Source organism: Pandoraea capi, from assembly GCF_902459735.1.
Classification (GTDB): Bacteria; Pseudomonadota; Gammaproteobacteria; order Burkholderiales; family Burkholderiaceae; genus Pandoraea; species Pandoraea capi.
Window position 1 is genome coordinate 75,967 of the sequence record NZ_CABPRV010000006.1, and the last position, 16,181, is coordinate 92,147.

The window sequence follows — 16,181 nt, forward strand, 5'->3', positions numbered from 1 at the left end:
ATCGTTTACGAAAATTGGTATACCAAAAAATCGAAACCGGACGACATTGGGTGCGTGCCGGCGATTGAAGGAGGCAATGTGGCATCGACCGTTCTGACCGAGCGACTTGGCGCAGTCGCGCTGGTCACGCTCAACCGTCCCGAGAAGCTCAACGCATTGACCAAGCCGATGTGGCAGGCCTTGGGGGACACCATCCTGACGTTGTCCGAGTCGCCGGATGTGCGCTGCATCGTGCTGCGCGGCGCGGGCGAGAAGTCGTTCGCGCCCGGTAACGACATCGCTGAGTTCGAGACGGATCGTGCCAATGTCGAAAAGGCGCGGGCCTACGGTGCGCTCATGCACCGCACGCTCGACGCGCTGGCGAACTGTCCGGTGCCGCTCGTCGCGATGATTCATGGCATTTGCGTTGGCGGCGGCATGGAGATCGCGGCGTCCTGCGACATCCGGATCTGTGGCGAGTCGAGCCGTTTCGGCGCACCGATTAACAAGCTGGGACTCGTGATGGCGCACGCGGAGTTGTCCGGGCTCGTGCGCCTGCTCGGTCCGACGAAGGCGCTCGAGATTCTGCTCGAAGGGCGGATTTTCGATGCGCAGGAAGCGCTGCGCATCGGCCTCGTCACGCGTGTGGTCTCCGACACCGACGTGACGCGCGAAGCCCTGGCGAGTGCGGAGCGCATTGCCGCCGGTGCACCGCTCGTGGCTCGCTGGCACAAGCGTTTCGTACGAGAACTGGTCAGTGGCAAGCCGCTCACGCCGGCACAGATCGACGAAGGATTCGCATGCTTTGGCACGGCCGATTTTCAGGCCGGCTACCGCGCCTTCCTCGCGAAGACGATGCCGGTTTTCGAGGGGCGCTGACATGACCGGGACCAATGGAGGAACGAAGGTGGCGCAAACGAAGAAGGCCGGCCCGTTGCAGGGCGTGAAAGTGATCGAACTGTCGCACATCATGTCCGGGCCGGTGTGCGGCATGATGCTCGCGGACATGGGCGCCGACGTCATCAAGGTCGAGAAGATGGACGGGGACGATGCGCGTCGGTTCGCGCCGATTCTCTCGCACGGCGAATCGGCGTCGTTCATGATGCTCAACCGTAACAAGCGAGGCATCGCGCTCAACCTCAAGACCGAAGGCGGCTGCGCCGTGCTGCGCAAAATGCTCGCGAGTGCGGACGTCGTCACCGAGAACTACCGCAAAGGCACCATGGAGAAGCTGGGCCTTGGCTACGAAACGCTGCGCGAGGCGAACCCGGGCCTGATCTATTGCTCGATCTCCGGCTATGGACGCACGGGACCGTACGCGGACAAGGGCGGCTTCGACCTGATTGCACAGGGGCTCTCCGGCCTGATGAGCGTGACCGGCGAGCCGGGGCAGGCGCCCATCAAGGCGGGCTCGCCGATTGCGGACATCAACGCGGGTATTCTGGCGGCGCTCGGCATCTCGGCGGCGTACGCGCACCGGTTGCGCACGGGGGATGGGCAGATCGTGGACACGTCGCTGCTCGAAGCGGGTTTTCAGCAGATGTACTGGGCCGCGGCCAATTTCTTCGCGAGCGGCGAAAATCCGCCGAAGTTCGGTTCCGCGAATCCGACGAGCACGCCGTACCAGGCCTTTCGTACGCAGGACGGCTGGATCAACATCGGCGCGGCGAATCAGGCGAACTACGAGCGTCTGCTTCAGGTGCTCGACGCGCCCGAAATCGCCGGCGATCCCCGCTTCGCCACCAACGCCGGGCGCACGGCGAATCGCGAGGCGCTTGTCGAGCGTCTCACCGCTTATCTGATGCGCGACACCACGGCGCGCTGGGTCGAGCGGCTCGATGCCGTCGGCATGCCGGTCGGGCCGGTGCTGCCGATTTCGGAAGCCGTGTCGCACCCGCAGATCGTGGCGCGCGAGATGGTCGTCGAAACCGTCCATCCGCTGGATGGCCCGACGCGTAGCATCGGCCTGCCGATTCGTTTCTCGCAGACCCCCAAATGCACCGGCGGTCCCGCGCCCCGGCTCGGCGAACACACTTACGAAGTGCTGGCCGAATACGGCTTCGATGCCGGGCACGTGCACGATCTCGTCGCACAGGGGGCGGTGCATGTGCTGGCGGACGTGGCCGAGGTGAACGCATGATGTATGCGCGGCGCCTCTCATGCGGATTCGCCGCGAGTTGACGCTTCGAAGCTAAATTCGTCAGAACTTCTCTTTCGGTGGTCGGTCGGTTTTTTTGAGCTGGCCGCGGCAATGGCGTGGTCGGCCACCGATTCATCTGACCCGACGGCAACGTTGTAAGGAGGGAAGGCATGACCCTTGGCAGAACCCTTGGCACAACCCCTCGCATACCGCTGGCTTCCACGCCCCCACGATGGTCGCGCGAGCACGACGCGCGTACCATGGGGCTTCCTGCGCTTGCAGTTCCGCGATCGCCCAAGCGTGCATCGCGGGATATCGTTTCTCCCACGAACGCGAGGTGAGCATGCCGGCACGCATTGAAGATTACGCAATGATCGGCGATTGCCGAAGCGCTGCGCTGGTGGCGCGCGACGGTTCCATCGACTGGCTCTGCTGGCCGTACTTCGATTCCCCGGCGTGTTTCGCCGCCTTGCTCGGCGGCCCGGAGCATGGCCGCTGGAAGATCGCCCCGGACGACTCGCGTGCGACCTGCACCCGTCGCTATCACGACGACACCCTGATTCTCGAGACACGCTTCGAAACGGTCGAAGGCTGCGTCGCGGTGATTGACTTCATGCCGCTGCGCGATGGCGCGGCCGATCTCGTTCGTCTGGTGAAGGGCGTGCACGGTACCGTATCGATGTCGATGGAGTTGATTCTGCGCTTCGATTACGGGGCGTCGGTGCCGTGGTCGCGTCCACTCGACAGCGACGATCCCACGGGCCCCGGCATGCGGCTCATCGCCGGACCGGACAAGGTCGTGATGCGCACCCCCGTCGAGATTCAGGATGTGCCGGGAAGTCTGCGCGCGCGCTTCGACGTGAAGGCGGGTGAGACCGTGCCGTTCGTGCTCTCGCGGGTGTCGTCGCACCACGCCGATCCGCGCGAGATCGACCCGCTCGCGGCGCTCACCGATACCGAGCGCTACTGGCGCGCGTGGGCCAATCGCTGTCAGCTCGACGGGCGCTGGTCCAGCGCGATTCGTCGCTCGCTTATCGTGCTCAAGGCGCTCACGTTCGTGCCGACGGGCGGCGTGGTGGCGGCGCCCACGACGTCGCTGCCCGAGCAGTTGGGCGGCGAGCGTAACTGGGACTATCGCTATTGCTGGTTGAGGGATGCCACGCTGACCTTGCAGGCGCTGATGCTCGGCGGCTACTACACCGAGGCCAGCGACTGGAGTCGCTGGCTGGTGCGTGCAGTCGCGGGCGCGCCATCTCAGGTGCAGATCATGTACGGGCTGTCGGGCGAACGGCGTCTGCCGGAATGGGAGGTCGACTGGCTGCCCGGTTACGAAGGATCGAAGCCCGTGCGCGTGGGTAACGGCGCGGTCGGGCAGTTGCAACTGGACGTCTACGGTGAGGTGATGGACGCCATGCATCAGTCGCGCCTTGGCGGGCTGCCGCCGGACGATGCCACGTGGGAAGTGCAAACGAAACTCGTGGCGCATCTCGAGACCGTGTGGCGAGAGCCTGACGAGGGGATCTGGGAGGTGCGCGGCGGGCGTCAGCACTTCACCTACTCGAAGGTGATGGCATGGGTGGCGTTCGACCGCGCGATCAAGTCGGCCGAGCGGTTCGACTTGCCGGGGCCGGTGGCGCACTGGCGGCAACTGTGCAAGGAGATTCACGCCGACGTCTGTGCGAACGGCTTCGACAAGTCGCGCAACGCCTTCATGCAGGCCTACGGTTCGTCGGAGATGGACGCGAGTGTGCTGATGATCCCGCTGGTGGGTTTTCTGCCGCCGGACGACCCGCGCGTGATAGGTACCGTCGAAGCCGTCGAGCGCGAGCTGATGAAGGACGGACTGGTGCAGCGTTATCGCACGAGTCGTGTCGACGACGGCTTGCCGGCCGGTGAGGGCGCGTTCCTCGCGTGCAGCTTCTGGATGGTCGATTGTCTGGTGATGATCGGCCGTCACGCGGATGCGCGCGCGCTCTTCGAACGGTTGTTGTCGTTGCGCAATGACGTGGGGTTGCTGGCCGAGGAATACGACACGACGCACGAGCGACAGGTCGGCAACTTCCCGCAGGCGTTCTCGCACATCGCGCTCGTTCATGCGGCGATTCGTCTCGAGGCGCTCGCCGACGATGACCGTGCCGACGACGCGGCCGTCCGCCCCGACACCGAAGACGAAGGGAGGTTCGAGCATCTGGAGCACGTGGGGTATCGCGCCATTCGGGCGTGATGCTCCGGGAAGGGGGGGCTTTAAAGAAAGCGGTAAGGATGCCGTAAATACTTTCATATCCTTACGCCTTAATTTTCTCGGAGTCCCCCCCTCCATGACCATCATCATTCCGACCAAGAGCAGCGCGACGTCCAGCATGCTCGACATCTGGCAGTCGCATATCCAGCAACAGCAGGCCGACAAGGCGCAGGCCGCGCAGGCCGGGACGAAACCGGCCGGGACCGCCAATTCAACCCATACGGCCAGCCAAACGAGCGCGACGCCGGCTTCAGGGGCCGCCGGAAGCGCGAATGCCACGGGTACGACCAACACGTCGAATCCGAATGGCATTTCCGAAGCGCCCGCGAGCGATGGCGTCAGCCAACTGGGCGACAAGACGCTCGTGGACCTGCGTTCGGTGAATCAGAGCGCAAAGGATCAGGGCAAGGCGCAGGCCGCGCCGGACGCGGGCGCTGCGGGCAATGACATCGCCTCGCAGACCATCAAGAAGCTCAAGGAGATGCTCGCCAAGGTCATGGCGCAGCTCGACGCGGTGCGCAACAACGACCGTCTGCCGCCTGAAGAGAAACTCCAGCAGGTCAACGCGCTGTCGTCGCAGGCCATGTCGATTCAGGCGCAGATCCTGGCGCTGATGAGCCCGACCGGCAATCACGTCGACACGACGGCCTGATGGCTTGATGGTCCGACGGGCCTGACCCCCGTCCAGCGCCCACCGGACGGCATCTCACTGATGCACGAGAGGCATCGATTGCTGCGAAACGTGCATCGATGAGTCGGTGCGGCGCGGGGTGAAAGCGCGCTAAAATTCTGCCTTCGCTTAATTCTTCTCTGACTCGTGGCTCGCCGCCGCGCGCCGTCCCCCGCCGCATGAAGCAAGACAAGACGCTCACCGCCCTGCTATGGATCGTTGCGGCGGGCTTTTTCATGCAGGCGCTCGATACGACCATCGTCAATACGGCACTCCCGGCGATGGCTGCCAGCCTTGGCGAGAACCCGCTGCGCATGCAGCCGGTGGTCGTTTCTTACTCGCTCACGATGGCCATGCTGACGCCCGCGTCCGGCTGGCTCGCCGATCGTTTCGGCACGCGACGCGTCTACTTCGTCGCGATCCTGCTGTTCGTGCTCGGCTCGATCGCCTGCGCGATGGCGCACACGCTGCCGCAGCTCGTGATCGCGCGGGTGCTGCAAGGGGCAGGCGGGTCGATGCTCCTGCCGATCGGGCGTCTGGCCGTGCTGCGCACGTTTCCCGCCGGCGAGTATCTGGCGGCGCTGGCCTTCGTGTCGATTGCCGGGCAGGTCGGCCCGATGATCGGCCCAGTGCTTGGCGGCTGGCTCGTGCAGGTGGCGTCATGGCACTGGATCTTTCTCATCAACGTGCCGATCGGTCTTATCGGTAGCCTTGCGGTGAGACATTACCTCCCGCGTCCCAAACAGGACGAGGTCATCGACACCGGTTTCGACTGGATCGGCTTCACCTTGCTGTCGGTCGCGATGGTCTCGTTCACGCTGGCGCTCGATCACCCGTTCTCCGATACGGGATGGTGGCCGTCGGTGTTGCTCGCACTGCTCTGCGTGGCGACGACCGTGGGCTACTGGCCCTACGCCCGTCGTCGGGCGGCACCGTTGTTCCCGCTAGAACTGTTCGAGACGCGCAGCTTCAGTCTCGGCCTCCTGGGTAACCTCGTCGCCCGTATCGGCAGCAGCGCCGTGCCGTTTCTGCTGCCGTTGCTGCTTCAGGTCGCCATGGGTTACAGCCCGTTGGCCTCGGGCCTGATGATGTTGCCGGTCGCGCTGGCGGGCATCGTCGTCAAACGCATGGTCACGCCGCTCGTGGTGCGCTTCGGCTACACGCGCTTTCTGATGGTCAATACGGCCGTCGTCGGCGGATCGATTGCCAGCTTCGCACTGTTCGGGCCGGGCTGGCCGATCTGGCTGGGCCTGCTGCAACTGGCAGTCTTCGGCGGTGCGAACTCGATGCAGTTCGCGGCGATGAACAGCGTCACGCTCAAGGATCTGGGCACGCGTCGCGCGAGTGCCGGCAACGGCCTGTTCTCGATGGCGCAGATGCTCGCTCTCGGGCTGGGGGTGACCATCGGCGGCCAGTTGCTGGCGCTGTTCGGCCATCTGGCCGGTCAGGCGGGAGAGATCGGCGTTGGCGGTACGGTCGCTGGTTTTCGCATGACGTTCGTCTGCGTCGGCCTGATCACGCTCGCGTCGGCGCTGGTGTTCCGTCGCGTGGAAGATCCTGCGGCAGGGGCGAGCCGTGACGGTGGCGCAACGCCTGCGGCGTCTGCCACCGATCTCAAGCGCTGAGGCAAACCGCTGAAGTAAGCCTCTGAGGCAAACGTCAGATCGGACACCACGTCTGACCTGAACGTTGCCTCATTGCTTCACTGCTTACTTCTTCACCAGCGCACACTTCGATTCCGCGAGCGGGGCGAACGCCTTGTCGGCAGGAATCGTCTCCAGAATCTTGTACAGATCCCATTCCGACTTCGACTCCGCCGGTGTCTTCACCTGCACCAGCAGCATGTCGTGCACAAGCTTGCCGTCGGCGCGAATCTGACCGTTGCGGATCACCGGGTCGTCGATCTTCATCGACTTGAGCTTGGTCATCACGGCGTCGGCTTCGTCGGTGCCTGCGGCCTGAATCGCCTTCAGATAGTTGAGCACGGCCGAGTAGACGGCGGCCTGCATCATCGTCGGCATCTTCTTGTGCTGCGCGTAGAAGCGTTGTGCGAAGGCGCGTGAACGGTCGTCCTGATCCCAGTAGAAGCCGTTCGTCAGAATCATGCCCTGCGCATTCTTCAGGCCCATGCCGTGGACCTCGGTGATCAGGGAGAGCAGCGGCGTGAACACCTGCTTGCCGCTCTGGATGATGTTGAACTGCGATGCCTGCTTGACGGTGTTGAGGGTATCGGTGCCGGAGTTGGCCAGCGCGATGACCTGTGCGCCGGACGTCTGCGCCCGCAGCAGGTACGACGACAGGTCGGGCGAGTTGACCGGATGCTTCACCGAGCCGACGACCTTGCCGCCCTGACGCGTGAGGATCTCGCTCGCATCCTTTTCCAGCGCCTGACCGAACGCGTAATCGGCGGTGATGAAGTACCACGATTTGAGCCCGCGACGCAGCAGCGCCTGCGAGGTCGAGTTCGCCAGCGCGTAGGTGTCGTACATCCATTGCACGCTGTGCGCCGTGCATTGTTCGTTACTGATGGCCGACGATCCGGCGCCGGTGACGAGGGCGATCTTCTTCTTTTCGTCGGCGATGCGGTCGACCGCGAGCGCAACGTTCGAGAACGTGAGGTCGGTAATCATGTCGACCTTGCCCCGGTCGTACCACTCGCGGGCGATGGTTGCGCCGGTATCGGTCTTGCCCTGCGAGTCGGCCGAGATCAGTTCGATGGGGGCGCCGAGCACCTTGTGGTCTCGCGAGAAGTCGTCGATGGCCATGGTGGCGGCCAGCACGCTGCCTTTGCCCGCGTTGTCGCTCGACACGCCCGACAGGTCGGTGAGCACGCCGATCTTGACGACGCCGTCCGAGATGGCGGCGGCGTGCGCCGCGGCGGCGCTCAGGGCAAGCGACGACAGGGATGCGAGGGAAGTCAGGGCAAGTGAAGCAGCGACGGCAATCGTACGGCGCAAATGGCCGGCAAGGCTGGGCATGACGTGTCTCCAATGTTCGAGTGATTCGCGCTATGGCGACCTGCCGCCGGCATCTCTGATGGATGACCCGTGCGGCAAGTCTCGAACATCTTAAACATCACGTAATCGATTGCGCAATCCGTAATACGCTCGGCACGCATGGGGATTTCCCGACCTTTCCGATTTGCTTTGCTGTGATCCGGGCGCCGGATTTGCTACCCGGTCAATTCGGGCAGCGGGGTGTTGCCGTGCCTTGTGCGCTGGTGGCGATGGCGTTGCCGATGCCGTCCGCCAGCCGGTCGACGAGCTTGCGCTGTGCGCTCACGACCCCGGCGATGCCTCCTGAGGCGAGTTCGGTGCCCGCAAAGCGGCACGTCAGCACCATGTCGCCCGGCACCTTGCGAACACTCCATACGGCGGTGAGGGCGGCTTGCTCACCGGGCACGGATTCGAAGCGCTGTACCGACGTCGACACCCGGTACACCGTCAATCCGTCGGCACGCGGGAGTCCGTAGACGTCCATTGCCCCCAGGCGCTGGGTGAGGTCGCGAGAGATCGTGGACGTCAGCTCCGTCTTGAGCGGGGCGGACCAGCGGGATTCTTCGAGGATATCGACGCGTCCGCCACCGCGTGTGACAACGATCTGCGGCCGGTCGACCTGCTCGGGCACCGCGACCGGCGAGACCTCCAAGGCATATGGCGCGGCCGGTGCGGCCGGTGCGATTGCGCCGGTCGTCGCGCCGGCGTTCGCGGCCCCGGTCGTGCCGGTCGTGCCGGTCGCGTCGGTGAGCGTGTAGAACGTGGACTGCGGCGACGCGCAGCCGGCCAACACCAGCGCGAGGGTGGCTGCGGCGGCGAGTGCCGCCAGCGGGGTGGCGCGCGCCGCTGACGTCGAACGCGGGGGCTGGCTACGGGTCATCTCGGGCGGCCTCGTCATGGTTGCGGATCCTTCGGTTTGCCGCGCAGCAGTGCTTCAGGGTGTTGCTGCAAGTAATCGGCTAGGGTGTTAAGCGAGCGCAGTGTCTTTGTCAGTTCCTGCATGGCCTGACGCACGTCCTGCTGCACCGGGGCATCTTCGGACAGGGTTCGCTCGGCGGCGCCGAAGCTCTTCTTCGCTTCGCCCAGCGTGGCCTTCGCCTCGGGCGCGATTTCGCTGTCCAACTGACGGAACAGGCCTTGCGCACTCTCCAGCGTCTTGTCGAGCTTGCGCAGCGAGGAATCGAGATTCTGTCCGATGCTGTCGAACGGAATCTTGTCGAGCTTGCTGGCAATGTCGGCGATCTGAAGCTGCAACTGGTCGAGCGTATTCGGCACGGTCGGCATTTGCAGCGTGTTGTCGATCATCTCGGCCTTGGCAGGCTTCGCGCTCGGGAAGAAGTCGAGCGCCACGTACAACTGACCGGTCAGCAGGTTGCCGGTGCGCAACTGGCCGCGCAGGCCGCGCTGCACGAGGGCGTCGAGAATCTTGTGACTGTTCAGCTCCGTGGGCGGCACACTGTTTTTCGGATCGCGACGGCGCAGGCGATCCGGGTAGATGTCCACCGTCACCGGCATATTGATCTGCTTGGTGGCCTGATCGAATTCCACGCCGATCGACGTGACTTCACCCAGCGTGATACCCCGGAAGTCCACGGGCGCGCCGACAACCAGCCCGCGCAGCGACTGCTGGAAGCGGAACACCACGCGTACCGGATGCGTGTCGGGCGCCTTCATGGCGGTCGCTTCGTCCGGCGCCAGACGGAATTCCTGTCCCGGCTTGGCGATTACGCCCGCGCCCGAGTCGCTCGGCGCCTGGAAGGCGATGCCGCCGATGACCACCGACGCCAGCGATTGCGTATTGACCTGGAAGCCGCTCGAATCGAGTCGCAGATCGATGCCGCTGGCATGCCAGAAGCGCGTGTTGGTGCCGACATACTGGTCGTAAGGCGCCTGAACGAAGACACGCAGCGTGACACCCTTGCCGTCGGGATCGAGCGAATACGCCTCGACCTGACCGACCTGAATACGCCGGTAGTAAATGGGGGAGCCGATGTCGAGCGAGCCGATGTCGGCGGCATGCAGCACGAACGGCTTGCCCGGCTGCCCGCTGGAGACGACGGGCGGCACTTCCAGTCCGGTGAAATGACTGACGCTTTCCTTCGACTTGCCGGCGTCCGCGCCGATGTAGGCGCCGGAGAGCAGCGTCGACAAACCCGAGACGCTGCCGCCGGCCACGCGCGGGCGCACGACCCACCAGCGCGAATCCTTGACTGCGAAGTTCTTGGCGTTCTTGGTGAGGTCGACCGTCACGCGCACGTGCGAGAGGTCGTCGGACAGCTCGATGCTCTTGACCGTGCCGATGTCGACTTCCTTGTACTTGACCTTGGTCTTGCCCGCTTCGAGGCCTTCCGCCGTCTTGAAGTCGATGGTCACGCTGGGGCCGCGCTCGATGAGCACCTTTGCCACGAGCGAGAGTCCGATCACCGCGGCGACCAGCGGGATCAGCCAGACGAGCGACGGCGCCCAGCGCTTGCGCGGCTCGATGGCCGGTGTGGGCAGGGTGCCGGTGCCGCCGGGCGGCGCGCCTTTCGACGGTTGCGGATCTTGGGTGTCTTTCGGGTCTTTCGGATCAGTCATGATCGTCCTGTTCGGTGTCGTCGTCGCGGATCTGATCCCAGATCAGGCGAGGGTCGAACTGCATGGAGGCCAGCATGGTGAGCACGACCACGGAGCCGAAGGCTACGATGCCGGGGCCGGCCTGAATCACGGCCAGCGACTGAATGTTCACGAGCGCCACCATCAGCGCCACGACGAAGACATCGAGCATCGACCAGCGGCCAATGAACTCGACCATGTGATACAGCTTTGTGCGTTGGCGCGGTTTCCAGCGCACGCCGCGCTGCGCGGTAAAGCACAGCAGCGACAGCGCAAAGAGCTTGAGCATCGGGACGAGAATGCTCGCGGTGAAGACCACGATGGCCAGATCGTACTCGCCACTGGTCCAGAAATAGATCACGCCGCTCATGATGGTGTCGCTGGAGTTTCCGAGCAGCGAACGGGTCTGCATCATGGGCAGCACGTTGGCGGGAATGTACAGGATCGCCGCCGCAATCAGCAAGGCCCAGGTGCGGGTGAGGCTGTCGACCTTGCGCTGGTGCAGCACCGCGTTGCAGCGCGGGCAACGCGCCTTCTCCAGTGTCTTGACCTCGCGCGAAAGGCGCCCGCAAACATGGCACGCAACGAGTCCTGCCGCTTTGGCGGAGAGATATTTCATCGTGTCACCGGGCGCGACGGCATCGCTTTCGTGGCATTTGCGGCATTCGTCGTGGATGGATCGGCAGCCTTCGCCGCCTTCAACGCTTCCACGGCCGGGTCGGGCGTGCGGTCGATCACGATCCAGAGATTGCGCAGGTCGTAGGAGAGCATCAGCGCGAGCAGCATGGTCAGCGCGCCGAACGCCCAGAGGGCAATGCCGGGCAGCACGCTGGCCATGGCCGAGAGTTTGACCAGCGAAACCAGTACGCCGAGCATGAAGACCTCGATCATGCCCCACGGGCGGCAGAACTCGATGGCGCGCATCACGTGGAACACGCCATACGGGCGTCGACCCAGCGAGAGCGGCGTAATCAGATGAATCAGCGCGAGCAGTTGCGACAGGGGGAACAGCACGGTCGTGGCGAACACGAGCAGCGCGACGAGCCACATGCCTTCCCGATACAGTGCCCAGGCGGCGCCCACGAGCGTCGTCTCGGTGTAGATGCCCTGTACCTCGATCTCGACGATAGGAAACGCGTTCGCGATGGCGAACACGATCAGACACGTCAGGGTGAGCGCGAGCACACGCGACAGGCGCAGGTCGGGAGAGCGGTAAAGCACTGAGTGACAACGAACGCAGCGAGCAGTCTCGTGCGGCGGCAGGTCCGTGCGACGGTGCAGGGTGTCGCAGTTCGGACAGGCGATCAGGCTCGTCACGTCATCTTCTGGGGGCAATGTATCCATTACCGGGGACCGTGACCAAAGTGACGCTCAGAATACCAAAATGTCAAGGAAGTTCCCATGTAATCCCCCGCAACTAAAGCTCAACGCAACATACGGCATGGTTTGTGCTAAGTCACGGAAATCATTACTTCTTTGCTCTATACTCAACACACTCCCGCAAAGTTTCTCAAAATTTGAGGAGAATTCCCCCATGCTTAATATGTCCAGGCGCCAGTTCCTCAAAGTGAGTGGCGCAACGCTGGCCGGGTCCAGCCTGGCAATGCTCGGGTTCGCGCCCGACGCGGCGCTGGCGGAAGTCCGTCAGTTCAAGCTGGCGCGAGCGACCGAGACCCGTAATACCTGTCCGTACTGTTCCGTGGCCTGCGGGCTGCTCATGTACAGCTACGGCGACGGTGCGAAAAACGCGAAGAAGAGCGTTTTCCACATCGAAGGCGACCCCGATCACCCGGTCAATCGCGGCACGTTGTGCCCGAAGGGCGCCAGCCTCATCGACTTCATCCACAGCCCGAACCGCCTCACCTATCCGGAATACCGCAAGCCGGGTTCCGACAAGTGGGAACGGATTTCGTGGGACGACGCGCTCGATCGCATCGCCAAGCTGATGAAGGCCGACCGCGATGCCAACTTCGTCGAAAAGACGGACGACGGCATGACGGTCAACCGTTGGGTGACGACCGGCATGCTGGCCGCGTCGGCATCGAGCAACGAAGTCGGGTACATCACGCACAAAGTCATCCGCAGTACCGGGATGCTGGGATTCGATAACCAGGCACGTGTCTGACACGGCCCGACGGTGGCAGGTCTTGCCCCGACGTTTGGCCGTGGAGCGATGACGAACCATTGGGTCGACATCAAGAACGCGGATCTGGTACTCATCATGGGCGGCAACGCGGCCGAGGCACACCCGTGCGGTTTCAAATGGGTGACCGAGGCGAAGGCGCACAACAAGGCGCGCCTGATCGTCGTCGACCCGCGCTTCAACCGTTCGGCATCGGTCGCGGATTATTACGCCCCGATCCGTACCGGCACGGATATCGTCTTCCTCGGCGGGTTGATCAACTACCTGCTCACGAACGACAAGATCCAGCACGAATACGTCAAGAACTACACCGACTTCACCTTCCTGGTGAAAGACGAGTTCGCGTTCGAAGACGGCATCTACTCGGGTTATAACGCCGAGAAGCGTACGTACGACAGGAGCTCCTGGGACTACCAGAAGGGCGCGGACGGTTACGTCATCACCGACCCGACGCTGCAACATCCGCGTACGGTGTTCCAGTTGATGAAGCAGCATTACTCGCGCTACACCGTCGACATGGTCGAACGGGTGTGCGGTACACCGGCCGACAAGGTCGAGTACATCTACAAGCAGATCGCCGAGTGTTCCACCCCCACGCGCACCATGACCATCATGTACGCGCTGGGCTGGACGCAGCACTCGATCGGCTCGCAGATGATCCGTACCGGCGCCATGGTGCAGCTTCTGCTGGGCAACATCGGTGTGGCGGGCGGCGGCATGAACGCGCTGCGCGGTCACTCGAACATTCAGGGCCTGACCGATCTGGGCCTGATGACCGATCTGCTGCCGGGCTACATGTCCTTGCCCAAGCAGGCCGAGCAGACCGTCGAGCAGTATCTGACGGCGCGCACGCAAAAGCCGTTGCGTCCGAATCAGTTGAGCTACTGGCAGAACTATCCGAAGTTCTACGTCAGCCTGATGAAGGCGTGGTGGGGCGATGCGGCGACCGCCGAGAACAACTGGGGCTACGACTATCTGCCCAAGCTCGACAAGCCGTACGACCTGCTGCAAGTGCTTGAGCTGATGAACCAGGGCAAGATGACCGGTTACATCGCGCAGGGCTTCAACCCGCTCGCGGCGGCCCCGGCCAAGTTCAAGTGGGATCAGGCGCTTGCCAAGCTCAAGTTCCTCGTGATCATGGACCCGCTGGCGACCGAGACGTCGGAGTTCTGGAAGAACTTCGGCGAGCACAACAACGTCGACTCCAGCAAGATCCAGACGGAAGTGTTCCGCCTGCCGACGACCTGTTTCGCCGAGGAAGACGGCGCGCTGGTCAACTCCGGCCGCTGGCTGCAATGGCACTGGAAGGGTGCCGAGCCGCCGGGCGAGGCGCGCACCGACATCGAGATCATGTCGGGCCTGTTCCTGCGCATTCGCGAGATGTACAAGACGCAGGGCGGCAAGTATCCCGATCCGATCGTGAATCTGGCATGGCCATACGCCCAGCCGGAGAGCCCGTCGCCCGAGGAGCTTGCCAAGGAGTACAACGGCCGCGCGCTCAAGGACATCGTCGATCCGAAGGATCCGACCAAGGTCACGCGCAAGGCCGGTGAGCAACTGGCTGGCTTTGCGGAGCTGAAGGACGACGGCAGTACGTCGTCGGGCTGCTGGATCTTCGCGGGTTCGTGGACGCAGGCGGGTAACCAGATGGCACGTCGCGACAACAGCGATCCGACCGGTATCGGTCAGACGTTGAACTGGGCGTGGGCGTGGCCGGCGAACCGTCGCATTCTGTACAACCGTGCGTCTGCCGACCTCGCGGGCAAGCCGTTCAATCCGAAGCACAAGCTGGTGTGGTGGAACGGCAAGGCCTGGACCGGTGCCGACGTGCCGGACTTCAAGGTGGACGAAGACCCGGCCGGTGGCATGAGTCCGTTCATCATGAACCCGGAAGGCGTGGCGCGCTTCTTCGCCAAGGCGGGTATGGCCGAAGGGCCGTTCCCCGAGCACTACGAGCCGTTCGAGACGCCGCTGGGCTACAACCCGCTGCATCCGAAGCAACCGAAGGCCACGAGCAACCCGGGCGCCCGCGTGTTCCCGGACGATCTGGCCACGATGGGCAAGGCGGACAAGTTCCCGTATGTGGCGACGACCTATCGTCTGACCGAGCATTTCCACTACTGGACCAAGCATGCGCTGCTGAACTCGATCATCCAGCCGGAGCAGTTCGTCGAAATTGGCGAGGCGCTGGCCAAGGAGATCGGGATCGTGGCGGGTGACACGGTCAAGGTGTCGTCCAACCGCGGCTATATCAAGGCCAAGGCGGTCGTCACCAAGCGTCTGCGGGCGCTCAAGGTGGACGGCAAGACGATTCACCACGTGGGCATTCCGATTCACTGGGGCTTCAAGGGATTGACCAAACCCGGGTTCCTCGCGAACACGCTGACGCCGATCGTAGGCGACGGTAATTCGCAGACACCTGAGTTCAAGTCGTTCCTGGTGAAGGTCGAGAAGGCATAAGGGGGCGCCATGGCATTGCAATCACTGGATATCAAACGGCGCTCGGCAACGACCTTGCCGTCGCCCTCGGTGCGTGAAGCGCACACGGGCGACGTCGCCAAACTCATCGACGTTTCGAAGTGCATCGGCTGCAAGGCGTGTCAGACCGCCTGCATGGAGTGGAACGATCTGCGCGACGAAGTCGGTACCAACGTCGGCGTGTACGACAACCCGGCCGACCTGACGGCGGACTCGTGGACGCTCATGCGTTTCACCGAGTACGAAAATCCGAAGGGCGACCTCGAGTGGCTCATCCGCAAGGATGGCTGCATGCATTGCGAGGATCCGGGCTGCCTGAAGGCCTGTCCGTCGCCGGGCGCCATCGTGCAGTACGCGAACGGCATCGTCGACTTCCACGAGGAAGCGTGTATCGGCTGCGGGTACTGCATTACCGGGTGCCCGTTCAACATCCCGCGTATCTCGCAGAAGGATCACAAGGCATATAAGTGCACGCTGTGTTCCGATCGCGTGTCCGTGGGGCTGGAGCCGGCCTGCGTGAAGACGTGCCCGACCGGCGCGATCATGTTCGGCACCAAGGACGCCATGAAGGATCAGGCGGCCGAGCGTATCGAAGACCTGAAGTCGCGGGGCTTCGACAACGCAGGGCTGTACGATCCGGCGGGCGTGGGCGGCACGCACGTGATGTATGTGCTGCATCATGCCGACAAGCCGTCGCTGTATCACGGCCTGCCGGACAATCCGCGCATCAGTCCGATGGTGACGTTCTGGAAGGGCATCGCCAAACCGCTGGGGGTCGCCGCCATGGCGCTCACGGCGATCGCCGGCTTCTTCCACTACATCAAGACCGGTCCGAACGAAACGACCGAGGAAGATGAAGAGGAAGCCCGCCGGTACGATGCGTCTCGCAAGGGGCCCGACGGCTCGAAGGGCGTTGTCACGCACGAGGAGGTCTGACC

Annotated in this window: 12 protein-coding genes; 7 read left to right on the forward strand and 5 right to left on the reverse strand. The window is 63.7% G+C overall.

Features of this window, described 5'->3' with window-relative positions; translation table 11 throughout:
• Positions 1 to 78 precede the first annotated feature (78 nt).
• The 5 genes from PCA20602_RS14160 (at position 79) to mdtD (ending at position 6,656) form a co-directional block, all read left to right on the forward strand.
• Positions 79 to 858 carry an enoyl-CoA hydratase/isomerase family protein gene (locus PCA20602_RS14160; RefSeq protein ID WP_150721773.1) on the forward strand — a complete coding sequence of 260 codons (780 nt, stop codon included), beginning with the start codon at positions 79 to 81 and terminating at the stop codon, positions 856 to 858.
• A 1-nt stretch (position 859) separates the two neighbouring features.
• Positions 860 to 2,119 carry a CaiB/BaiF CoA transferase family protein gene (locus PCA20602_RS14165; protein ID WP_150721774.1) on the forward strand — a complete coding sequence of 420 codons (1,260 nt, stop codon included), beginning with the start codon at positions 860 to 862 and terminating at the stop codon, positions 2,117 to 2,119.
• Positions 2,120 to 2,462: 343 nt separating this feature from the next.
• Positions 2,463 to 4,343 carry a glycoside hydrolase family 15 protein gene (locus PCA20602_RS14170; RefSeq protein ID WP_150721775.1) on the forward strand — a complete coding sequence of 627 codons (1,881 nt, stop codon included), beginning with the start codon at positions 2,463 to 2,465 and terminating at the stop codon, positions 4,341 to 4,343.
• Between the two features lie 94 nt (positions 4,344 to 4,437).
• Positions 4,438 to 5,013, forward strand: coding sequence for a hypothetical protein (locus PCA20602_RS14175; protein ID WP_150721776.1), 576 nt, complete (start codon positions 4,438 to 4,440; stop codon positions 5,011 to 5,013).
• Positions 5,014 to 5,210: 197 nt separating this feature from the next.
• On the forward strand, positions 5,211 to 6,656 hold the full coding sequence (gene mdtD / locus PCA20602_RS14180; RefSeq protein WP_150721777.1) for a multidrug transporter subunit MdtD: 1,446 nt from the start codon (positions 5,211 to 5,213) through the stop codon (positions 6,654 to 6,656).
• Positions 6,657 to 6,740: 84 nt separating this feature from the next.
• Here mdtD and PCA20602_RS14185 read toward each other — a convergent pair whose 3' ends face one another.
• The 5 genes from PCA20602_RS14185 to PCA20602_RS14205 form a co-directional block, all read right to left on the reverse strand.
• Positions 6,741 to 8,009 (reverse strand): ABC transporter substrate-binding protein, encoded by a 1,269-nt coding sequence (locus PCA20602_RS14185; protein ID WP_150721778.1) that lies wholly within the window; start codon positions 8,007 to 8,009, stop codon positions 6,741 to 6,743.
• A 202-nt stretch (positions 8,010 to 8,211) separates the two neighbouring features.
• A complete protein-coding gene (locus PCA20602_RS14190; protein ID WP_150721779.1) occupies positions 8,212 to 8,925 on the reverse strand; it encodes a PqiC family protein in 714 nt (237 codons plus the stop codon).
• Positions 8,922 to 10,604, reverse strand: coding sequence for a PqiB family protein (locus PCA20602_RS14195; protein WP_150721780.1), 1,683 nt, complete (start codon positions 10,602 to 10,604; stop codon positions 8,922 to 8,924). The genes PCA20602_RS14190 and PCA20602_RS14195 overlap by 4 nt, the downstream gene beginning before the upstream one ends.
• The gene (locus PCA20602_RS14200) at positions 10,597 to 11,241 is read right to left on the reverse strand and encodes a paraquat-inducible protein A (protein WP_150721781.1); all 645 of its coding nucleotides are present in this window, start codon (positions 11,239 to 11,241) and stop codon (positions 10,597 to 10,599) included. The genes PCA20602_RS14195 and PCA20602_RS14200 overlap by 8 nt, the downstream gene beginning before the upstream one ends.
• Complete coding sequence (locus PCA20602_RS14205; protein WP_343032097.1) at positions 11,238 to 11,939, reverse strand: paraquat-inducible protein A; 702 nt, start codon at positions 11,937 to 11,939, stop codon at positions 11,238 to 11,240. Before PCA20602_RS14205 ends, PCA20602_RS14200 begins: the two co-directional genes overlap by 4 nt.
• A gap of 217 nt (positions 11,940 to 12,156) precedes the next feature.
• Between PCA20602_RS14205 and fdnG the strand changes: the two genes are divergently transcribed.
• On the forward strand, positions 12,157 to 15,225 hold the full coding sequence (gene fdnG / locus PCA20602_RS14210) for a formate dehydrogenase-N subunit alpha (RefSeq protein WP_150721782.1): 3,069 nt from the start codon (positions 12,157 to 12,159) through the stop codon (positions 15,223 to 15,225).
• Positions 15,226 to 15,234: 9 nt separating this feature from the next.
• Positions 15,235 to 16,179, forward strand: coding sequence for a formate dehydrogenase subunit beta (gene fdxH, locus PCA20602_RS14215; protein ID WP_069344079.1), 945 nt, complete (start codon positions 15,235 to 15,237; stop codon positions 16,177 to 16,179).
• Positions 16,180 to 16,181 lie beyond the last annotated feature (2 nt).